The sequence below is a fragment of the Pseudarthrobacter sp. J47 genome (assembly GCF_049810315.1).
In the GTDB taxonomy this organism is placed as follows: domain Bacteria; phylum Actinomycetota; class Actinomycetes; order Actinomycetales; family Micrococcaceae; genus Arthrobacter.
On record NZ_CP187358.1, the window covers coordinates 3,685,055 to 3,706,169 of the forward strand.

At 64.4% G+C, this 21,115-nt stretch carries 17 protein-coding genes and 1 rRNA gene; 3 read left to right on the forward strand and 15 right to left on the reverse strand.

Going from position 1 to position 21,115, the window contains the following annotated elements; all coding sequences use genetic code 11:
- Nucleotides 1-363: 363 nt before the first annotated feature.
- The 6 genes from ACPJW8_RS16950 to ACPJW8_RS16975 all read right to left on the reverse strand — a co-directional run bounded on the left by ACPJW8_RS16950 (nucleotide 364) and on the right by ACPJW8_RS16975 (nucleotide 4,859).
- Nucleotides 364-1,886, reverse strand: a 16S ribosomal RNA gene (locus ACPJW8_RS16950).
- A 712-nt stretch (nucleotides 1,887-2,598) separates the two neighbouring features.
- The gene (gene rpsN / locus ACPJW8_RS16955) at nucleotides 2,599-2,904 is read right to left on the reverse strand and encodes a 30S ribosomal protein S14 (RefSeq protein WP_026266887.1); all 306 of its coding nucleotides are present in this window, start codon (nucleotides 2,902-2,904) and stop codon (nucleotides 2,599-2,601) included.
- A 4-nt stretch (nucleotides 2,905-2,908) separates the two neighbouring features.
- Entirely contained in the window at nucleotides 2,909-3,076 is a 168-nt protein-coding gene (gene rpmG, locus ACPJW8_RS16960) for a 50S ribosomal protein L33 (protein WP_056737121.1), read from the reverse strand.
- The gene (gene rpmB / locus ACPJW8_RS16965) at nucleotides 3,076-3,312 is read right to left on the reverse strand and encodes a 50S ribosomal protein L28 (protein ID WP_330189631.1); all 237 of its coding nucleotides are present in this window, start codon (nucleotides 3,310-3,312) and stop codon (nucleotides 3,076-3,078) included. The genes rpmG and rpmB overlap by 1 nt, the downstream gene beginning before the upstream one ends.
- Before the next feature lie 275 nt (nucleotides 3,313-3,587).
- Nucleotides 3,588-4,349 (reverse strand): SGNH/GDSL hydrolase family protein, encoded by a 762-nt coding sequence (locus ACPJW8_RS16970; protein WP_330189632.1) that lies wholly within the window; start codon nucleotides 4,347-4,349, stop codon nucleotides 3,588-3,590.
- A 33-nt stretch (nucleotides 4,350-4,382) separates the two neighbouring features.
- Nucleotides 4,383-4,859, reverse strand: coding sequence for a MarR family winged helix-turn-helix transcriptional regulator (locus ACPJW8_RS16975; protein ID WP_330189633.1), 477 nt, complete (start codon nucleotides 4,857-4,859; stop codon nucleotides 4,383-4,385).
- A gap of 98 nt (nucleotides 4,860-4,957) precedes the next feature.
- On the opposite strand from ACPJW8_RS16975, the gene ACPJW8_RS16980 reads away from it, so the two are divergent.
- Nucleotides 4,958-5,245, forward strand: coding sequence for a YciI family protein (locus tag ACPJW8_RS16980; RefSeq protein ID WP_330189634.1), 288 nt, complete (start codon nucleotides 4,958-4,960; stop codon nucleotides 5,243-5,245).
- 28 nt (nucleotides 5,246-5,273) lie between these two features.
- Here ACPJW8_RS16980 and ACPJW8_RS16985 read toward each other — a convergent pair whose 3' ends face one another.
- From ACPJW8_RS16985 to ACPJW8_RS17010, 6 genes are all read right to left on the reverse strand, one after another.
- Nucleotides 5,274-6,110, reverse strand: a complete 837-nt coding sequence (locus tag ACPJW8_RS16985; RefSeq protein WP_330189635.1) for an SGNH/GDSL hydrolase family protein — start codon at nucleotides 6,108-6,110, stop codon at nucleotides 5,274-5,276.
- A 76-nt stretch (nucleotides 6,111-6,186) separates the two neighbouring features.
- Nucleotides 6,187-7,248 carry a siderophore-interacting protein gene (locus ACPJW8_RS16990; RefSeq protein WP_330189636.1) on the reverse strand — a complete coding sequence of 354 codons (1,062 nt, stop codon included), beginning with the start codon at nucleotides 7,246-7,248 and terminating at the stop codon, nucleotides 6,187-6,189.
- Complete coding sequence (locus tag ACPJW8_RS16995; RefSeq protein ID WP_330189637.1) at nucleotides 7,245-8,138, reverse strand: ABC transporter ATP-binding protein; 894 nt, start codon at nucleotides 8,136-8,138, stop codon at nucleotides 7,245-7,247. Before ACPJW8_RS16995 ends, ACPJW8_RS16990 begins: the two co-directional genes overlap by 4 nt.
- Nucleotide 8,139: 1 nt before the next feature.
- On the reverse strand, nucleotides 8,140-9,198 hold the full coding sequence (locus ACPJW8_RS17000) for an iron ABC transporter permease (protein ID WP_330189644.1): 1,059 nt from the start codon (nucleotides 9,196-9,198) through the stop codon (nucleotides 8,140-8,142).
- Between the two features lie 89 nt (nucleotides 9,199-9,287).
- Nucleotides 9,288-10,382 carry an iron ABC transporter permease gene (locus ACPJW8_RS17005; RefSeq protein WP_330189638.1) on the reverse strand — a complete coding sequence of 365 codons (1,095 nt, stop codon included), beginning with the start codon at nucleotides 10,380-10,382 and terminating at the stop codon, nucleotides 9,288-9,290.
- A gap of 10 nt (nucleotides 10,383-10,392) precedes the next feature.
- Nucleotides 10,393-11,460: an iron-siderophore ABC transporter substrate-binding protein gene (locus ACPJW8_RS17010; RefSeq protein ID WP_330189639.1), complete on the reverse strand. Its 1,068-nt coding sequence runs from the start codon at nucleotides 11,458-11,460 to the stop codon at nucleotides 10,393-10,395.
- 421 nt (nucleotides 11,461-11,881) lie between these two features.
- On the opposite strand from ACPJW8_RS17010, the gene ACPJW8_RS17015 reads away from it, so the two are divergent.
- Nucleotides 11,882-12,382, forward strand: coding sequence for an FBP domain-containing protein (locus ACPJW8_RS17015; RefSeq protein ID WP_330189640.1), 501 nt, complete (start codon nucleotides 11,882-11,884; stop codon nucleotides 12,380-12,382).
- A 52-nt stretch (nucleotides 12,383-12,434) separates the two neighbouring features.
- Here the strand turns inward: ACPJW8_RS17015 and ACPJW8_RS17020 are convergent, their stop codons facing one another.
- The 3 genes from ACPJW8_RS17020 to ACPJW8_RS17030 are packed head-to-tail and all read right to left on the reverse strand — an operon-like array spanning nucleotide 12,435 to nucleotide 18,258.
- Nucleotides 12,435-15,899, reverse strand: a complete 3,465-nt coding sequence (locus ACPJW8_RS17020; RefSeq protein ID WP_330189641.1) for an ATP-binding protein — start codon at nucleotides 15,897-15,899, stop codon at nucleotides 12,435-12,437.
- Complete coding sequence (locus ACPJW8_RS17025) at nucleotides 15,896-16,795, reverse strand: DUF4194 domain-containing protein (protein WP_330189642.1); 900 nt, start codon at nucleotides 16,793-16,795, stop codon at nucleotides 15,896-15,898. The genes ACPJW8_RS17020 and ACPJW8_RS17025 overlap by 4 nt, the downstream gene beginning before the upstream one ends.
- 2 nt (nucleotides 16,796-16,797) lie before the next feature.
- The gene (locus ACPJW8_RS17030) at nucleotides 16,798-18,258 is read right to left on the reverse strand and encodes a DUF3375 family protein (RefSeq protein WP_330189643.1); all 1,461 of its coding nucleotides are present in this window, start codon (nucleotides 18,256-18,258) and stop codon (nucleotides 16,798-16,800) included.
- A 155-nt stretch (nucleotides 18,259-18,413) separates the two neighbouring features.
- Between ACPJW8_RS17030 and uvrA the strand changes: the two genes are divergently transcribed.
- Nucleotides 18,414-20,945, forward strand: a complete 2,532-nt coding sequence (gene uvrA / locus ACPJW8_RS17035; RefSeq protein WP_330189151.1) for an excinuclease ABC subunit UvrA — start codon at nucleotides 18,414-18,416, stop codon at nucleotides 20,943-20,945.
- Nucleotides 20,946-21,115 lie beyond the last annotated feature (170 nt).

Consider the following 21,115-nt stretch of genomic DNA (forward strand, 5'->3'; position numbering starts at 1 on the left):
AACCCCAAACCACACACCCCACACACAACAAGTGCATGATCGATGCAGCCAGGAAACCAGAAACAAACAAACCCGCGCCAACCCCCCGCACCCATAAAAGGAGCGGAAAACCACACGGCCCTGTTGCCTCAGGACCCAACAGTGTGCCAAACACCACCCGGCAAACCCGCACCACCAGCGTTCCAGGACACCCCCGAAAAGGGAATCCGTACTAACCGGCAGCACACGCCGCCAGATGCCTATTCATTGATATTCCACCCATGAGCACCCGCCGCAGAACTTGCGTCTGCGCAACGGGCATATACTCCTGACAAACCCCCACCACCACATACGCGGCAGCAATGATCTGTAGGTGCTCCTTAGAAAGGAGGTGATCCAGCCGCACCTTCCGGTACGGCTACCTTGTTACGACTTAGTCCCAATCGCCGGTCCCACCTTCGACAGCTCCCTCCCACAAGGGGTTAGGCCACCGGCTTCGGGTGTTACCAACTTTCGTGACTTGACGGGCGGTGTGTACAAGGCCCGGGAACGTATTCACCGCAGCGTTGCTGATCTGCGATTACTAGCGACTCCGACTTCATGGGGTCGAGTTGCAGACCCCAATCCGAACTGAGACCGGCTTTTTGGGATTAGCTCCACCTCACAGTATCGCAACCCTTTGTACCGGCCATTGTAGCATGCGTGAAGCCCCCAGACATAAGGGGCATGATGATTTGACGTCGTCCCCACCTTCCTCCGAGTTGACCCCGGCAGTCTCCCATGAGTCCCCGCCATTACGCGCTGGCAACATGGAACGAGGGTTGCGCTCGTTGCGGGACTTAACCCAACATCTCACGACACGAGCTGACGACAACCATGCACCACCTGTAAACCGACCACAAGTGGGGCGCCTGTTTCCAGACGTTACCGGTTCATGTCAAGCCTTGGTAAGGTTCTTCGCGTTGCATCGAATTAATCCGCATGCTCCGCCGCTTGTGCGGGCCCCCGTCAATTCCTTTGAGTTTTAGCCTTGCGGCCGTACTCCCCAGGCGGGGCACTTAATGCGTTAGCTACGGCGCGGAAAACGTGGAATGTCCCCCACACCTAGTGCCCAACGTTTACGGCATGGACTACCAGGGTATCTAATCCTGTTCGCTCCCCATGCTTTCGCTCCTCAGCGTCAGTTAATGCCCAGAGACCTGCCTTCGCCATCGGTGTTCCTCCTGATATCTGCGCATTTCACCGCTACACCAGGAATTCCAGTCTCCCCTACATCACTCTAGTCTGCCCGTACCCACCGCAGATCCGGAGTTGAGCCCCGGACTTTCACGGCAGACGCGACAAACCGCCTACGAGCTCTTTACGCCCAATAATTCCGGATAACGCTTGCGCCCTACGTATTACCGCGGCTGCTGGCACGTAGTTAGCCGGCGCTTCTTCTGCAGGTACCGTCACTTTCGCTTCTTCCCTACTGAAAGAGGTTTACAACCCGAAGGCCGTCATCCCTCACGCGGCGTCGCTGCATCAGGCTTGCGCCCATTGTGCAATATTCCCCACTGCTGCCTCCCGTAGGAGTCTGGGCCGTGTCTCAGTCCCAGTGTGGCCGGTCACCCTCTCAGGCCGGCTACCCGTCGTCGCCTTGGTGAGCCATTACCTCACCAACAAGCTGATAGGCCGCGAGTCCATCCAAAACCACAAAAGCTTTCCACCCCCCACCATGCGATGAGGAGTCATATCCGGTATTAGACCCAGTTTCCCAGGCTTATCCCAGAGTCAAGGGCAGGTTACTCACGTGTTACTCACCCGTTCGCCACTAATCCACCAGCAAGCTGGCTTCATCGTTCGACTTGCATGTGTTAAGCACGCCGCCAGCGTTCATCCTGAGCCAGGATCAAACTCTCCGTTGAAGTAAAACAGACACAACCAACCACCACGGAAATAACGCGGACAGAAGGCTGCACAAAATTTGAAACCAGCTAAAAAACCAGACCACACCACAGGGGCGGCACAGCCTGGCAAATCAACCAATTCATAAAAAAATCGGTATCAATAAACTTGGCACACTATTGAGTTCTCAAACAACAGACACTAACCGGCACCACCCAAACCAACGTTCAGGATCGCTCCGGAGCAACTTTCCAAACTTACCCGATGGCTGGTCACTTTGCAAATCAGCGTTTCCGCTAAACAAAGTTCCAAACAATCGGCCCCACCCGGAGAAACGCACTAAAAGCGCGCCATTTTCCAGGCTGTTTGAAGAAGGGGGTTGGTCGCTATTTTTCCGCTTCAGCGGCGGCGACTCAGAAAACATTACACGGCTCGGAGCCGCACGGCAAATCCTGCCCTGGAGGGTGCCCCTCAGGCGCGCGTAACCCGGAGTCCCCCGGGAATACGGGGAATCCTGGCCCTCGAGGGTGGGGAAAGGCGGACGAGGTGAGTGCCGGCGTCGAACATTCGGCACTGTGTGTTGCGCCACTGGATCTCGACAGGCTCGATCACCGGGGGCTCGATCACCGACAGGCTCGACCAACGGGGGCGCGTTCACCGGTTAAACGCAAAAAGGGCCGGCAACCAAACGGTTGCCGGCCCTTTCAAGCAGCTGGAATCAGCGGAAGCGGATTACCAGGAAGACTTGGTGATGCCCGGGAGTTCGCCACGGTGTGCCATGTCGCGGAAGCGAACACGGGAGATACCGAACTTCTGGAAGGTACCGCGCGGACGGCCATCGATGATGTCGCGGTTGCGCAGGCGTACCGGCGAAGCGTTGCGGGGAAGCTTCTGCAGGCCGAGGCGTGCTGCTTCACGTACTTCGTCGGTGGAGTTGGGGTCTACCAGGGCCTTCTTCAGTTCGAGGCGCTTGGCAGCATAGCGCTCGACGATAACTTTACGCTGTTCGTTCTTAGCGATCATTGACTTCTTAGCCATATGCTTAGCGCTCCTCTCGGAATTCGACGTGCTGGCGGATCTTGGGATCGTACTTACGCAGGACCATACGGTCCGGGTCGTTACGACGGTTCTTGCGGGTTACGTAGGTGTAACCGGTGCCCGCAGTGGACTTCAGCTTGATGATCGGACGTACGTCCTTGTCTTTAGCCATTAGAGCTTCACCCCACGAGCAAGGATTTCGGCCACGACTGCGTCGATGCCGCGGACGTCGATGGTCTTAATGCCCTTTGCAGACAGCTGCAGAGTGACATTGCGGCGCAGGGACGGAACCCAGTAGCGCTTCTTCTGGATATTCGGATCGAACCGGCGCTTGTTGCGACGGTGCGAGTGCGAAATGCTGTGCCCAAAGCCCGGCTCGGCTCCGGTCACTTGGCAGTGTGCTGCCATGACTTCTCCTCAAAGATTGTTAGTAATGATCCGCATATCTTCTGCTGGACCATGCAGCTAAGAGCGACCCAAAAGTGAATCAGGGCGAACGGTTAGTCACGCAACTTGAGCCCCTAACTACCGGCCACCCTGGAGAAAATTACCGGGCAACCGGAGCAATTGCGCACGCTCCGCGCACTTAGCGCTTGTCAAGTCTACGAGTTCGCGCAATTAAAGACCAATCCGGGCCGGAAAGGTGTATAAGGGGCCCTCGAGCGGGGCACGACGGCAGGCGGCTACAGGTGCGTCAGCTGCGGGTACTTCGGCTGCAGTCCGTCACCGGAGGACGTGCCCGTCAGGCGGCGCATCACCCAGGGTCCAGCGAACTCCCTCACCCAGCGCGCATTGGCCCGGGCCGTCTCCAGCGGGCCCAGCTGCGGCACGGGAGTGATGGGCGGAACCTCGATGGAGTGGTCATGTTCCAGGACGGTCAGCACCCTCTTGGCCATGTTGGCGTGCCCGGCAGCGGACATGTGCATCCGGTCCTGGGCCCACATGCCCCAGTCGTAGTACTCGTTGAACCGCCAGTAATCCACCAGCAGCGCGCCGTGGTCCCCGGCAATTCCGCGCACCAGCTCGTTGTAGATCGCCGTGCGTCCGCGCATGGTGCTGAAAACCTTGGAACCGCGGGCGTCAAAACCGGTGAACATCACCACTGTGGCGCCGGTGGCGGTCAGCCGCCCCACGGCGTCGTCGTACTCCACCAGCAAGTCATCGATGTCCACGCGCGGCCGCAGGATGTCATTGGCACCTGCGTAAATGGTCACCAGGGTGGGGTTAAGTTCGACGGCGGCACTCACCTGTTCGGCGATGATCTGGCGCAGCTTCCGGCCGCGGATGGCCAGGTTGGCGTAGCCGAAGGCGGGATTCGCGGCGCCGAGCTGCTCCGCAACGCGGTCTGCCCAGCCGCGCACGCCATTGGGGCGCGCCGGATCGTCGTCACCGACGCCTTCGGTGAAGGAGTCGCCCAAGGCAACGTAGCGGGAGGTAAATTCCATGGCTCCGAGTCTGCCATCCATAGCGGGATCCGGTTAGTTGCGCAGGATCCAGTGGTCGTCGTCGAGCTGTTTCACGATCTTCTCGCCGATCCTGGCCAGGTCTTCCACGTCCTTCGTGCTGAGGGCGTCGAGGAACTTTACCCGCACGGCTTCGACGTGTTGAGGAGCGAGCTCCACCAGGCGGGCCATGCCCTCATCCGTAAGGTGCGCGGTGGTGACGCGGGCGTCGCCGGGATGCGGCCGGCGCTCCATCCAGCCGCGCTTTTCCAGCTTGGTGACCACGTGGGACAAGCGCGACAGCGAGGCGCTGGTGCGGTTAGCCAGGGCACTCATGGGCAGGAACCGCCCCTCGGCTTCGGAGAGCATGGCCATCACGTTGTAGTCAAAGAGCGAGAGCTTCCCCGCGGAATGCAGGTGGTTGTCCAGTGCAGCGGGCAGCAGGGTGTTGATGCTTACCATCGCCAGCCAGGCGCGTCGCTCATCCGGATTCAGCCACCGCGGTTCAGTCATTCCCCCATTCTAGGAGCAATTGATGCTTGATGGTTCAAGTTTGATTGCGTGGTGCGGATCCGGCTCGTGGCACCGTTCCAGCCGGTAGTCTGAACCGCATGTATGTAGTCTCCCTGACCTACAAAGTGCCCCAGGACATTGTCGATTTCCACATCGACGCGCATGTGGAGTGGCTGAAAAAAGCCTTCGACGACGGCGTATTCGTCGCCGCCGGAAGGAAGGTTCCGCGCACCGGCGGAATGCTGCTCTCCCGCGCCAGCCGCGAAGCCCTGGATGCCTCCCTGGCCCAGGACCCTTTCTATGTGAACGGGGTGGCCGAATTCGACGTCACCGAGTTCCACGCCAACCGGGTGGCCGAGGGGTTCGAGAACCTGCTGGACGAATAGCCGGGCCCCAGGCTCTTGGGTCTGGGCCTCAGGCCTGGTCCACCAGCTGGTCCGCCAGTTTCTTCAGCCCGCCCTTGGGAGGCACCCTCACGGGTTCGGGCCAGCGTGGCTGGAGGGAGTCGCCCAGGGTCACGCCGCGGAGCTTCCGCTTGAAGAGTGGCAGCACCCAGTCCTTCATCCAGCGGCGCTGCCGGCGTTCCCAGTCCCGCAGCGTCAGCCTGTCCGGCGGCCCCCAGTCCTTGGGCGTGATCTTGTGCGGGACTCCCAGATGGTCAAGCACCCTGGCTGCCATGTATTTGTGGCCGGCCTTGGACATATGGAGCCGGTCAGGAGCCCACATCCGGGGATCGTGGTACGCCTCGAAGCACCAGAAATCGACCAGCACGGCGTTGTATTTCGTTGCGAGTTCACGCACCCGCTGGTTGTAGATGGCGTTGCGCTTCTTCAGCGGCTCCAGGACGGCGGAGACCTTCACGTCGTAGCCGGTAAAGAGGACAAGCACCGCTCCGGTGGACGCGAGCTTCGCCACGAGGTCCTCATATTCGGCCAGCAGCACATTGATGTCCGTGCCGAAGTCCAGGATGTCGTTGCCGCCGGCATAGAGCGTGACCAGGGCCGGTTCCATGGCCAGCGCAGGCTCCAGCTGGTCTGCCACAATGTGGCGCAGGCGCTTGCTGCGGATGGCCAGGTTGGCGTACTCCCAGCCTGGCTCCGCCTTCGCCAGCTTCTCCGCCACCCGGTCCGCCCAGCCCCGGACCCCATTGGGCAGCCGGCGTGAGTTGTCCCCCACGCCCTCGGTAAATGAATCCCCCAGGGCAACGTAGACCCGCCGCCCGGACTCAGGAAGCAAAGGTTCAGGCACCACGCCAACGTAACCCCATCAGAAAGAGCCCAGGGAAAGCCGAGGTGAAGCTTAGGTGACGCTGGCCCGGACCCAGGGCTTAGCCCTCGGCTTTGCCCTGTCGCCAGTAGCCCATAAAGGCAACCTGCTTGCGGTCGATGCCCACGTCACGGACCAGGTAGCGGCGCATGTCCTTGATGACGGCCGCCTCACCCGCGATCCAGGCGTAGAACGGCATGGCGCCGGCGGGCATGTCCGGGTTCTTGGTTGCGGCGATGGCGGCGGTTTCCATCCGCGCCGGAGTCTCCCAGAGGACCTCTTCGTCCACATTGACGTCCTCGGGCTCCGGGCCTGCACCGCCGTCGTCGGACTTGATTCCCACCCAGCCCGGCACCGGCACGGCGTTCCGGACAGCCTGCTGGAGGAGCTCCCCATGCGGGCGTGAGCGGCCGATCGAGGCGCCGCGGGCCAGCCAGGTGATTTCGACGTCCGCCGCGGACGTGAGCTCCAGGAAGTCGCCGGCCTCGGGCACTTCGAGGAACGCGTGCCCGGTCATGTAGGACGGGAGGCTCTCCAGGATGGCGGAGATGGCCGGAATGGCTGTCTCATCCCCGGCAAGGAGCACACGCTGGGCCATACCCGGGCGCCATTCGATGCCGGAGTAGATTTCTGCGGTGAAGCAGTGCGCGGCCCTGTTGTTCGGTCCGATGAGGGTGATCGCGTCACCGGGCCTGGCGGCCTGGGCCCAGTTGGCGGCGGGGCCTCCGTTGCCGTCAGCATCGAAGTGCATCACGAAGTCAATGTCGATCTCCGGGTAGACGCCGTCCAGCCGGGCCTCGCGGACGGTGTAGGTGCGCATGGCGCCGCGGACCGAGGGATCCATGGCCAGCCATTCCTGGTACCAGCCGGCCTCTTCCATGTTGAAAGGAGGCAGCGGGACCACTGTTCCGTCCTCGGCCAGCGACGGGATCATCAGTTTGATGCGCAGGTCCAGGGTGTCGCCACGGACGCCGAAGTCACGCAGCGAGTACCCGCCAAGAGTGACACGGCGGAAGGTGGGGCTCAGCTGCCGGACGGAGGAAACGGTGACGTCAAACGCCAGCGTCATGGGCTCGGTCCTGGTCCCGGCCGCGGTGGTCTTAGTGCCTTTTACGCTGGTCATGAGGCCATCTCCAATGGTGTGGTGGGGGCTTTTGGGCGGGCGTCCGCCATATCAGTCAGTGCAGCTGCCGTCGTAAGTTCCGAAAACGCGGCGGGCTCAACCGGCGTGTGGTGCCGGCCGATCGGGACAATCAGGGGCGTGCCGGAAATCGGGTCCGGAACCACGCGGGACTCCAGGCCGAACACATTCCGGACCAGGCCTTCGGTAATGACGTCAGTGGACTTGCCCTCCGCCACGATCGCCCCGCCCTTCATGGCGATCACGTGGTCCGCGTAGCGTGCGGCCAGGTTGAGGTCGTGCAGCACGATCGCCACGGTGGTGCCGCGGCGCCGGTTCAGGTCAGTCACCAGGTCCAGGACCTCCACCTGGTGGGCCAGGTCCAGGTACGTGGTGGGTTCGTCCAGCAGCAGCACCTCTGTTTCCTGGGCCAGGGCCATGGCAATCCAGACGCGCTGGCGCTGGCCGCCGGACAGCTCGTCCACGTTCCGATCCGCCAGCTGCAGGGTGTCAGTAACTTCCATGGCGTGCTGCACGGCGCGTTCGTCCTCAGCACTGGAGCTGCGGAAGAAACCCTGGTGCGGGTATCGTCCACGGCCCACGAGGTCCTGCACCGTGATGCCGTCAGGCGCCGTGGGATGCTGCGGCAGGAGGCCCAGCGTGCGGGCCAGTTCCTTCGCCGGGCGGGAGTGGATGTCCTTGCCATCGAGCGTGACGCTGCCGCCGGCCGGCTTCAGCAGCCGGGACAGGCCGCGCAGCAGGGTGGACTTGCCGCAGGCGTTGGCGCCCACGATCATGGTCACCTTGCCCTCCGGAATGGCGGCCGTGAGGCTATCGACGATGCAACGCTGGTCGTACTGCAGCGTCAGGTCTTTCGCGTTCAGCAACGCCATCTCAGGCATCCTTTCGATTGGCAGTGACCAGGAGCCACAGCAGGAACGGTGCACCCATCGCGCCGGTAATAACGCCCACCGGGAGCGCTGTGCCGTCCAGGAGCAAGGGGGCAATGTTGACGGCGAAGAAATCCGCGGCCAGGACAATCAGCGCGCCGATGAAGGCCGACGCCGGGAGGCTGGCTTTTCCGGCGAAGCGCCGGGCAATGGGGCCGGCAAGGAAGGCAACGAACGCAACCGGGCCGGCTGCCGCCGTCGCCACAGCTGCGAGGGCAACGGCCACCACTACCACGGCCAGCCGGGTCAAGGCGACGCGGATTCCCAGGCCTGCGGCGGTGTCGTCACCCAGTTCCAGGATGCGGAGCGCGACGGCGAGCAGGGCAACGAGGGGAACCAGCACCACCAGGGCCAGAGCCAGCACACCTGCCCTGTCCCAGTTGGCGGAATTGAGCGAGCCGTTGATCCAGATCAGGGCCTCGGCCGCGGTGCGGATGTCCGCGCGGGTCATGAGGAAGCTGACGACGGCCTGCAGCGCGGCGGCGATGCCCACGCCGGCCAGGATGAGGCGGTTGCCGGCAGCGTTGCCGCCCTTGCCGCCGCCGGAACCGAGCGACCCGCTGCGGCTGATGAAGTAAATGAACGCCGCCACGCCGAGCGCCCCGGCGAGGGCCGCCCAGGACACGCCCACGCCGCTGACTCCGAACACCACGATGGCCAGTACGGCGGAGGCGCTGGCGCCGGAGGTGATGCCGATGACGTCGGGGCTGGCCAGCGGGTTGCGCAGCATGGTCTGGAACAGCGCACCGGAGAGGCCGAATGCCACGCCGATCATGGTGCCGATTACCGCGCGGGGCAACTTGTTTTCCATAACGATGAAGCTGGCGCCGGGGATCTTGGCGCCGTCGGTCAGGTCCGCGATGACGATCCTGAAGAAGTCCGGGATGGTCACGGTGTAGCTGCCCAGCAGGACGCTGGCGAAGAACAGGACCACCACGCCGATTCCCAGGGCGGCGGTACGGCTGGGGACAAAACGGCGGCTCGTCCGCACGCGAGGTGGCACTTCAAGGGGGTGTTGGACGGCGGGACTGCCGTTAAGTGCCACCTCGACGGTGGTGGCGGCGGCGCTGGTGGCGGGGGTACGTGTGGTGGTCACAGCCCGGCCGCCTTTCCGCGGCGGATGAGCCAGACGAAGACGGGAGCACCGACCAGGGCGGTCATGATGCCGGCCGGAACCTCGCCGGGCAGCAGCACCACGCGGCCGATGATGTCTGCCCCGAGGAGCAGCACGGGAGCCAGGACTGCGGAGAACGGCAGGATCCAGCGGTAGTCCGGGCCGGTCAGCGAGCGGACCGCGTGCGGAATGACCAGGCCCACGAAGCCGATGGGACCGGCAAGTGCCGTGGCCGTGCCGCACAGCAGGACGATGCCCAGGGCGCTGATGACGCGGACCAGCCCGACGCGCTGGCCAAGGCCGCGCGCGACGTCATCCCCCAACGCGAGGCTGTTAAGGATACGGCCGGAGAAGAGCACAATCACCGTGCCCACGGCCAGGAACGGCAGGCCGGGCAGCAGGACCGACCAGTCGCGGCCGGCAACACCGCCCACCTGCCAGAAACGGAAGCGGTCAAAGGTGTCCTGGCTGGAGACGAGGATGACGTTCATCAGGGAGAAGAGGCCGGCGTTCAGGGCCGCTCCCGCCAGGGCGAGCTTGACCGGCGTTGCACCTTCCCGGCCCAGTGACGCCACCAGGTAGGCCACGACGGCGGCCACGGCGGCCCCCACAAAGGCGAACCAGATGTAACCGGTCAGCGCCGAAATTCCAAAGACGTAGATGCCCGTCACCACGGCCAGGGCGGCACCGGCGTTGATGCCCATGATGCCGGGATCCGCGAGCGGGTTGCGGGCAACGCCCTGCATCGCCGCGCCGGCCAGGCCCAAGGCGGAACCCACCAGGAGCGCCAGGACAGTCCGCGGGATCCGGGCCTGCACCACGGCGTGGTCCCCGTTGGCGGGGTCGAACCGGGTGAGGGCCTGCCAGACGGTGTCCAGCGGAAGCCCCCTCGCGCCCACGGCAAGCGAGAGCGCGGCTACCAACGCAAGAACGACGACGGCACCCAGCAGCCACGCGGAACGTGCCGCGATGGTGCGCTGTCCGGGCCGAGTGGCGGGCTTTTGCCGCTTAGCCGGAGCCAAAGCGGCAGTATCGCGCCGTTCGGTGAGTGCCGTCGTCGTACTTTGCGTCATGGAAGTGGTGTTACTTCACCTTGTCCGCGGCTGCACCCAGCTGCGGAAGGAACTCGTCCAGGGACCACGGCAGGCTCAGCGGCGATGCGGCGGAGATGGACAGCGTCAGGGTGTTGTTGGAATCGGCAACCAGGGCGCCGTTCTTGATGGCCGGGATCTGGCCCAGCAGGGGGTCGGCCGTGATGGTGTCCGTGGTGGCGGCGTCCGGAACCCAGGTCACGAAGATGTCCGAGTCCAGCTCATTGGCCTTTTCCGCGGACCACGGGAGGTAGAACTCGGAGGAACCCTTGGACAGCTCCTCCACCACGGGAGCGAGCTTCATGCCGATGCCGCTGAGGAAGCGGGGACGGTTGTCGTTGGCGGTGTAGACGTTGACCCCGTCAGCGGATGCCGGTTCCAGGTTGCCGTAGATGTAGGTCTTGCCTTCGATCTGCGGGTACTCGGCCACCTTTTCCTTGATGACGGACTCGGTGTCCGCGATCAGCTTGCCGGCTTCGTCTTCCTTACCCAGGGCCTTGCCGATCAGGGCGGTGGAGTCCTGCCACGGGGTGCCGTAGGCCAGCTCCGGGTAGGCCACAACGGGTGCGATCTCGGAGAGCTTCTTGTAGTCCTCTTCGGTGAGGCCTGAGTAGGCGGCGAGGATAACGTCCGGGGTGGTCTTGGCAATCTCCGTGAAGTTGATGCCGTCAGCTTCGGAGTACATTGCCGGAGCCTTGTCCGTGCCGATGCTGGCGCCAAGGTCCTCGAGAGCCGCGTCCTTCCACGGGGTGGAGCCCTGCTCGTTGCCGCCCCATTCAACCTTGGGCATACCAACCGGCACTACGCCGAGGGCGAGTGCAACGTCATCGTTAACCCAGGAAACGGTGGCCACGCGGGTGGGCTGCTTTTCAATGACCGTCTCACCGAATGCGTGCTCGATGGTTACCGGGAACTGTGCGCTGGCGGAAGCCGTGCTGTCCGAGTCGGAAGCGGCGGGGCCGGTGGAGCAGCCACTCAGGGAAAGGGCGACGGCGGCCAGAACGGCAGTGGCGGAACCTGCAGTCTTGAGCAGGGCACGGCGGGGGAATTGGGAAGCCACGGTGAATCCTTAGAGGTAAGTGATGCGAACCCAAGTAAGGCTAGCCTACCCTCCGGCGAATTAAGAAACGTTAGCGTCACGTAATCCATTTCACCGATAATTCCGCGCCCCACCAGGGCGTTCTTCTGGACAGCAGCACGTCACTTTTGGAAAGATTACGGCAGCGGACTACCGCTTCCGCAAGCCTGCATGTAAACGACGAGGGGATGAGCATGCGCACTGTTCCAGCAGCCGCTGCCATGGTTGGCGAGGTGGCCGTTATGGCCTGCTTGGCACGCCCCCACGCGTCGGTACCTGCCTAAGCGGAGATCCTTTCCCGCTTCCTGACACAGATTCCTGTCACACAGGTGATCCGACGCGCCCTGCCCCGGCGCACCGTTCCGGTGCGCCGACGTCGACCACTTTCGAAGGAAGCTTCGCCATGCAAAAAATCAGTCCACAACAAATCCGGTCCTCCTTTGTGAACGCCAGCCGTTCAGAGGCCGCCAAACTCAACCTGCCGCAGGACTTCGATTCCCTGGACTGGGAAAACCTTGATTTCCTGGGCTGGCGGGACCCGAAGATGCCCTTGCGGGGATACCTGGTCCTGCCCGCAGAAGACGGCGGCAAGCCAACCGGTGTGCTGCTCCGCGCCCCGGAAGGCGGGGCCCGCAAAAATCGCTCCGTGCTCTGCGAACTCTGCAGGGACGTGTTCTCCAAGGAAGACGTGCTGCTCTGGGTTGCCAAGCGGGCCGGGCAGTCCGGGCGTGACGGCAACACGGTGGGCACCCTGATCTGTGCCGATTTCCTCTGCTCCGGCAACGTCCGGGTAGAGCCGCCCGCCAGCGAAATCAACCCCGACCCCGCCGAGGTAGTGCAGCGGCAGGTGGAAGGACTGCGTGCCCGTTCCCGCCGCTTCATGGACCGGGTCCAGGGGCGGTAGGCCCAGGGACGGTAGGTTCCAGCGGCCGGTGGCTGTAAGGGTCCGGGGCCGACTACCTCAGGACAATGTCCACGGGGTTGGCTTCGGACCGCCACGCTGCACCGGTTTCCGACGACGGTTTGATCACCGGGGCGGTCAGCACGCCTGAGCGGTTGGTCCGCTTGTCACGGAGGATTTCCGTGACCGAGCCCAGGTGCCGGGACAGGTCGATCACGTTTTCCGGGGCAGCCAGCAGCAGCTGGAACCCGAACTCGTGAAGCGCCTTGATCCCGGCACCTGCAAACTCCTCCGAGGCCAGCACAAACGCCTCATCCATCATCACGGTGCCGTAGGTGGTGAACCCCTGGTCCGCGATGCCCAGCTGGTAGCTCAAGGCCGCGGCCATGATGAAGGCCGTGAACCGCTGCCGCTCGCCGCCGGACATGGAGCCGGTGTCCGCGTGCATAAAGACGTCGGTGCGCTTCTTGCCGGCCTTGCCCTTTTTATCGTTTTGATCTCCGGCAGCAGCAACTTCGCGGTGCTCCTTGCATTGAATGAACAGGTGGCCGCGGACGTCCAGTACCTCTGCCCGCCAGCGCCTGTCCTCCGGCGTCTGCGAGCTGAGCCGCTTTACCAGGGACTCGAGTGACTTGTAGCGGAGGGTGAGTTCGGCGTCGTCGTCAGTTGTTTCCGCCTTGCCCGGGCGGGCGTGCCGGGCCTTGAGCGCGTTCTGGATCGCGTCCTTGAACTGCTTCGCGGTGGCCGGCATGGTCTGCTTGATGTCCAGCTCCAGGTAGCTGCCCTCGTGGAAGTTCACCTGGGACAGGATGCCGTTCAGCGGCAGGATCCGGCTGGTGATGGACCGGCGTTCCTCGTCCAGCAGGTGCAGCAGGGTGCTGAACGATTCATGCGTGCGCTGGTTGAAGAAGCGCCGGAATTCGGCTTCCTGGGCCGGCAGTCCGTCGCTGACAATGGCGTGGTAGCGGGATTCGAACTCCCCGGCTGCGCCGATTGAGGTTCCGTGGTCCGCGGAAATGGCGGACCCCCATTCGCGGACAAACGCCTCGAAGATGCGGGTGAGCCGCTCCGCCGTGCCCTGTCCACGGGTCTCCGCGGCGTGCAGCTCGGCCAGGAGCGTGGTGCGGACGCGGTTGGCAAGGTTGTCCAGCTCATGCATCTCTGTGACGTCGCCGAACTCCGCAAAGTACGGCTCCAGCGCGGCAACGGTGGAGTCCGACGGCGGAGCTTGCTCCAGGCGCCCGCGTGCCGCTTCCAGCAGGGCGTCGGAAGCCGTGAGCTGCTGGTCCAGGGCCTTGTACTCGCTCTGGAGGACGGCGGCGGAGCCTGTGGAGGACTGGTGCTTTTCGCGGACGGCCTCGATCCGGGCCCGCAGTGGTTCCAGGTCCGCCTGGGAGGCCAGTGCGTCCTTGAGGCGCTGCTCGATCCGGGTCAGTTCCTCAGCAGCCACCGTGGCCGAAACCTGTTCCCACGGCCGGTGGTCTTCGGCCACCCGGCGGAGGGCCTCCAGCTGCCGGGTCATGCCCTGGTGCGACTCTTCACGGCTCTGCGCCAGTTCCTCAGCCTTGCCCAGTTCCCGGACCAGCTCATCCACCTGGGCGGCCAGCAGCTCCTGCTTGGCGGCGTTGTCGAAGCCCAGCACGTAATCCTGCCGGCCGCTGAAACGGTCGTCCTTTTCCACCGTGTGGCGGTTCCGCTTGACCACGCCGCCCAGGCTCAGGCCCTTGTCCAGGCCCGCGAGCTCATCCGGATCCTCCACGCACGGGTACGCGAAATCCAGGGCAATCCGCTCGCGGATCCACTCCCCTGCCTCAGCAGCTGCACCCGTGGTGAGGATGTCCAGCTTGGTCAGGAGATCGCCGTCGTTCACGTCCTCCACAGCCAGCGCACCGCCGGCCAGGGGCTTGGAGATATCCACAGCCCGGAGGGCTCCGCGGACCTTGTGGTCGTTCAGGTAGCGGGTCACCGCCGCGAAATGCCTGCCCGGGACCAGGAGGGTGGTGGCGAGGCTGCGGAGCGCGCGTTCGGCCGCCGGCCGCCACCGTTCCTGCCCCTCGGCGAGGTCCATCAGCTCGCCGGCGAACGGCATCTGATCCTCGGGGACACCCGTGGCCGCGGCGATCGCCGAGCGGTTTTCAATGCTCGACGGCGGCAGCAGCGAGGTGCGCGTCTTCAACGAGACGAGTTCCTGCTCGGCCGCGGCCAGCTCGCGCTTTTTGGTGGCGTGCGCATCGAATGCTTCGAAGCGGAGTTCCTTAAGGGCCTCCGAATCGTCCTTCAGCTCCGCGGACCTGGCGGCGGCCTGCTCGTGGGCCTGCTCCCATCCGGACGCTGTCCACTCCAGTTCCAGGCCGGCGTCGGCGAGCGCCTTTTTGGCCGCGTCCTCCACCTGCTGTCGGAGCCGCAACCCTACCCGGGCGTTCTCCAGGGACTGCTCGATCGCGGAGATCGCGTTGCCGCCCTGGTTGTTGTAGTCCGTCTCAAGCTGGCGCAGTTCCTTGGCCAGGCCGTCCCGGACCGTGCGTTCCGCGCCCAGTTCCTTCGCCTTGGCCTGCGCAAGCTCTTTGAAGCGGGCCAGCGTTTTCCGATGGACCTCAACGGCGAGCTGCTGGCGGTATGCCTCGAATTCCTCGCCGGCGAGCGAGCGCAGCCGGTTCGCCTCCAGAAGCGCCTGCGCGTACTCCTTGTTCAGGTCCGGTACCGGGGCAAGCTGGTCGCGCTGCTGACGGACGTCCTCCAGGCGCTGACGGATGGACATGAGGTTGCTGAATTCCTCCACCACGTCATCCGCGGCGGCCAGCGTGGCCGGGGCGTCAAGGACCTGGTCCCGGAAGAACGTGTTCACGCTGCCGCCCAGGCCCTTGCCCGCCTGGATCACCCGCAGCAGCGGCAGCGCCTGGTCCGAGCTGATCCCCAGCAGCCGGCGGAACCGCTCCGCAAACGCCTTGTGCACGTCAAAGACCTGCGCGTCCGGGAAGATCGCCTCCAGCGCCGAACGGGTGAACCGCTTGTCCGCAATCCCTTCAATGGCCTGCAGGTCCAGGGGCTTGTTATCGATCAGGTAGTACCGGCCAACACTGGACTCGGTGCCGTTCTTGGGCAGATCGAACAGCGCAGAAACCGTCACCCGGCTGCCCGCAGCGTTATCAAACGTCAGACCGACGGCGGACCAGGTTGCGCCGGGCCGCTGGAAGGCACTGGCGGACCCTTCCCCCACAGCCTTGTCGCCCACCTTTCCGCGCATGTACGTGAAAGTGGTCCGCTTGTCCTCCACAGCCCCGCCGGCACGCTGCGCCGCCGCTTCGTTGGACCTGGGCCGGGCATCAAACACCCGCAGCATCGCATCAAACAACGTGGACTTGCCTACGCCCGAATTACCGGTGAGCAGCGTGCCGTTCCGGTCCACGTGCATGGTGTGCGCGCCATGGAACGTTCCCCAGTTCACCACCTGCACCAACGCAAGCCGCATCTGCCCCGGATTGGTCAGCTCCCCCATCGGAAGCATGGTCGCGATGCTCACTTGGCGTCCTCCTGGGTGGTCGGGACCGATGGGGCGGGGGCGGCAGCGCCGTCGTCGTCATTCTCGGTTTCGACAAGCTCAACCACCAGATCGGGGTCGTCCAGTTCCAGCATTGGCTCTGTGCCGGATTCGTCCTCGGCTACCTTGACCAGGGCTTCGATGTGGGCCGGGATGTCGCCGATGTTCTCGAAGGGCAGGGCAAGCGGGAGGGCGTTGGAGATGGTGTAGACGTCGTCCAGGGCTGTGGGCAGGAGGAGCTGGCGGGCCAGGAGTTTGGTGATGGCACGGGTGACCACATCGGCGTCGCGGAGGGCGTCCTGCTGGCCTGCGGGCTGGTAGTGGGCCACAAGGTCCGTGATTTCCTCGCGGGTGATGGTGGGATCCGTCTGCGCCGTGACGTGCCGGTCCAGGAGGAGGCGAAGCCGGAGCAACACAATGGTTTCCACCCGGCTGAGCGCCCGCTGCTGGCGGAGGATGCTGGACCTGCTGCTGGCGCCGATGGACTCCGGGTCAACCGGGCGGAGGACGGCGATCTTGCGTTCATGGTCCAGCTGCAGGGCCAGGAACAGCTCGGACAGGCGGCTGCGCAGGATGATCTGGTTGTCCAGGATGATGGTCCAGAGCTTCTCGTCCCGGCCGCCGTCGACATACGGGCCCTTCAACAGCCGGACCAGGGCCTGGCGGACCTTCATGGACAGGACGCCGGTGTCGCCAGGGTAGAGCGCGGCGCCGTCAACGAAGGTGTCCCGGGGAGTGACGGTGAAGGGGTCGGTGCGGACGTGCGAGGGCTCAGTGACTGAGCTTGTCCCCTCGGTCTCGACAGGCTCGACCACCGGAGAAGCGGTCTCGACCACCGGCGCGTCAGGCTCGACCACTGCGGGTGCTTCTTCAGTCATTGTCAATCCTTCTTGAGCGTAACCACGGGCAGGTAGGCCTGGCGGGTTGAGCCGTCTATCTGGGCAAATTCGATGGCGGACCAGGCGTCGCGGTCGAAGCCGGCGCCCTCGTGCAGGGCTTCGGACAACAGCGCCCGGATGCTGTTGATGTGCCGCTCTTCGGCGGGCAGGCTGTCCCACGCTTCCGCCAAGGTGCCGGCGCCTGCAAGAGCTGCCCTGACGACGTCCGGCTTGGCCTTTGCGGTCCGCGGCGAGCGCACCCTGTCCGAGTCGCTGAAGGCGATGGGCTCGGCCAGCCGGGGCGGGACTGCGAACTCGTCGGGGTCGAACAGCTTGACCATGGCCAGGGATTCGAAGCCGGCGTTGAACAGCAACGGTCCGGGGACCAGCCCGGGGCGGTCGCGCTCGTAGGGCAGTGACCGGATGGCCTGTTCGGCCTCACCCAGCACCTTCCGGAGCCGGACGGACTGGCGGAAGTCGTCACTTTGGACGTAGGTGTTCAGGCTTTCGCTGAGCTTGCCGTAGATGCGCTGGATCTGGCTGTGCTGTTGGCGGAGTTCGGCCACCAGGTTCTTGAGGGTTTCGCGTTCCTCGGCGGTGAGCTCGTCAGCGAACTGCCGGCTGAGGACCTCGCCGATTGCGGAGCGGAAGCGGAGCTGCTGCTGCGGGTCTTCCAGGAACGCCGTGAAGGAGCGGAAGGTGCGGCCTTCCGGGCTTTGCCTCAGCCGCTTGTCCGCCTCCAGCACCTGTGCCATGGTGGCGCCCTTGCTGAGCGATTCCTCGATGATCTGGTTGCGGAGCTCCCCCACCAGTTCCTCGATCCGGTCACGCATCTTCTTGTAATCGGCGGGCAGGCTGGCGGCCAGGTCCAGCACGTTCCCCGCCGCTTCCACCGCCTGGTCGTCATCGAGCAGTCCATCGAATTCACCGGAGCTGATGTCCTCGATCAGCTGCTGGCGCTGCTCGATTTCCTCTTCCAGCGACTCAAGCCGGGCGCTCTGGTCCGGGTTGGTTTCATTGGCAAGTTTCTCCACATCACCCAGCAGCGTCCCCAGCCGGGACCCGTTGAGCGTAGAGCGCTCGCTGGACAGGCTGTCCAGGAAGGCCAGGACGCGCGCGGCGGGTTCGGTGACTTCGTAGACGATCCGGCCGGACTGGTTGCGGCGCGTGAGGAACTGTTTCCGCGTCCACTCATCCGCGTACTTCTTTCCTGACGGCGTACCGTTGGCGGACGTCCACAGCGACGGATCCTCGCGCCGGAGCTGCTCAAGGAAGGAGTCGACGTCGGCGTGGAACTCTTCGAGCGGTAGCTGCGGCCGGGTGCGGGTAAAGGAAGCCTGGAGCACGGCGATCACCCACGGCGCCGAGCGCGTCAGAGCCCAGGCAGGGCCCTTGGTGAGGAGTTCCAGGTCCCGCAGCCGGGCACTGATGGCATCGGCGGACGACCTGGCGGAGCGGGGCACGCACTCTCCTCTGTGGGACGTTGGTGGGGATGGATAACCAGGCTCTGCCCGGAAAACTGCCAACTACAAGGTTAACGCAGCCGGCGTTGAGGACTGGCGGCCCCTGGACGGCACCGGACGGAGGTCCAGCCCAGCCTCCCGCTAGAGTCGGGTGAATGCAGAGCGCAACAAATCACGATAATGCGGCAGGGCTACCCGGCGACCACGTAATCGATGGCTATGTGCGGGTGCGAGGCGCGCGGGAGAACAACCTGCGCAACGTCGACGTGGACGTGCCGCGGGACTCTATCGTGGCTTTCACCGGAGTTTCAGGCTCTGGAAAGTCATCACTGGCATTCGGCACCATTTATGCAGAAGCCCAGCGTCGCTATTTTGAATCCGTGGCCCCGTACGCGCGCCGGCTCATCCAGCAGGGCCACAACCCCAAGGTGGAGCTGATCTCCGGGCTTCCCCCCGCCGTCGCACTTCAACAGCGACGTGGCGCACCCAGCAGCCGTTCCTCTGTGGGTACGGTGACCACGCTCTCCAATTCGCTCCGCATGCTGTTTTCAAGGGCAGGAACCTACCCGGCAGGTTCGGAACAGCTGGATTCCGACGCCTTTTCGCCCAACACGGCCGCTGGTGCCTGCCAGGAATGCCATGGACTTGGCGTGGCACACACGGTGAGCGAGGATTCCCTGGTTCCGGACAACACCCTTACCATCCGCGAAGGTGCCGTTGCCGCATGGCCCGGAGCCTGGCAGGGCAAAAACCTCCGGGATATCCTGAGCCACCTCGGCTACGACGTGGACACGCCATGGAACAAGCTGCCCAGGAAGCACCGGGACTGGATCCTGTTCACCGACGAGCAGCCCGTTGTGGAAGTAACCCCTGAACGGGACCGTGTGGCCAAGCCCTACAAGGGCCGCTTCTGGAGCGCCAAGAAATACGTCCAGCACACCCTCGCGGACTCCCAGAGTGCTCCCATGCGCGAGCGGGCGTTGGCTTTTATGGAATCCGGTCCCTGTGCGCGCTGTGGCGGCACCGGACTTCGGGCCGAAGCCCTCGCCGTAACTTTCGCCGGCCGGAGCATTGCCGAACTGAACGCAATGCCCATGGTGGAACTGGCCGAGGTCATCCGGCCCACAGCCGGTTTGCAGAAGGCAGGAACAGCGTCCCGCCGTCAATTGTCCGGCGAGGAGAACGAGGTGGCGGTGGCCATTACCGCTGACCTCCTGGCCCGGATCACGGTGCTCCTGGGCCTGGGCTTGGGATACCTGGCGCTGGGCCGCGCTACTCCCAGTCTTTCGCCCGGTGAGATGCAACGGTTAAGGATCGCCACCCAGCTCCGGTCCGGACTGTTCGGCGTTATCTATGTGTTGGACGAGCCCTCCGCCGGCCTCCACCCGGCCGACGCGGAGCCGCTCCTTGCGGTGCTGGACCAGCTCAAGGCTTCCGGGAACTCGGTCTTCGTCGTGGAACACAACATGGACGTTGTCCGACGGGCGGACTGGCTGGTGGATGTGGGCCCCGGGGCAGGGGAAGGCGGCGGTGAGGTTTTGTACAGCGGCCCTGTTGCCGGGCTTGCTGCCATCGAAGAGTCCGTCACCCGGCCCTTCCTGTTCGACGACGGCGATGTTGCACCTGTTTCCGGAACCGTCCGGGAGCCGCACGCCTGGCTCGAGCTTTCCGACGTCAGCCGGCATAACCTCAAAGGCCTTGACGCGCGCTTCCCGCTGGGCGTTTTTACCGCCGTCACGGGAGTGTCCGGATCTGGCAAGTCCACCTTGGTGAGTCACGTCCTGGGGGAAGTGGTTGGCAGCGGATTGCAGGTAACCCAGCCGTCCCAACAGGATGAGACGGACCCGGCTGGGCCGCTGACAGTAGGAGAGGTCAGCGGTGCGGGCCGGATCGACCGGCTGGTCACTGTGGACCAGAAACCCATCGGGCGGACCCCCCGTTCCAACCTCGCCACTTACACCGGGCTCTTCGACGCCGTCCGCAAAGTATTTGCCGCCACCGACGAAGCCAAGGCACGGGGGTTCGGGGCGGGGAGATTCTCCTTTAATGTTGCCGGTGGCCGCTGTGAAATCTGCCAGGGCGAGGGCTTTGTGGCAGTGGAGTTGCTTTTCCTCCCGGGCAGCTACGGTCCGTGCCCGGAGTGTGGCGGTTCCCGCTACAACGGCGAGACCTTGGGGGTGACTTATCGGGGAAAGAACGTCGCAGAGGTACTGCGGCTGACTGTGGATGCGGCAGCAGAGTTCCTGGCGGACGTCCCTGCCGCCGCCCGCAGCCTTAAGAGCCTTCGGGATGTAGGGCTGGGCTACCTCCGGCTGGGGCAGCCCGCCACCGAGCTCTCCGGCGGAGAGGCGCAGCGCATCAAGCTCGCCACCGAGTTGCAGCGCGCCCGGCGCGGCCACACACTTTACCTTCTGGACGAGCCCACTACCGGCCTGCACCCAGCCGACGTCGAACTCCTGATGACGCAGCTCCACGGCCTGGTGGACAGCGGAAACACCGTCATCGTGGTGGAACACGAAATGGCCGTGGTGGCGAGGGCGGACTGGGTCATTGACCTCGGTCCGTCCGGCGGGGATGAGGGCGGCCGGATAGTCGCAGCCGGAACCGCCAGCGACGTCGCGCGCTCACCCCACAGCCGTACCGCCCCTTACCTGGCGGCGGCTTTGGAATCCATACGGGGTAACTGACCAAGGCGATGAAGCAGGGGGTGCCTCGCACAGAAGGCAATCAACCCGTTACCTAACCAGCAGGCATATTCCAATCCCGTATCAAACGCCACAACCCGCCGTCGGAGTCTGGCCCCGGAGCCGCGCCCCAATTTAGGCTCTTGCTACTCAAGCAGTGGGTGGATGTGTTC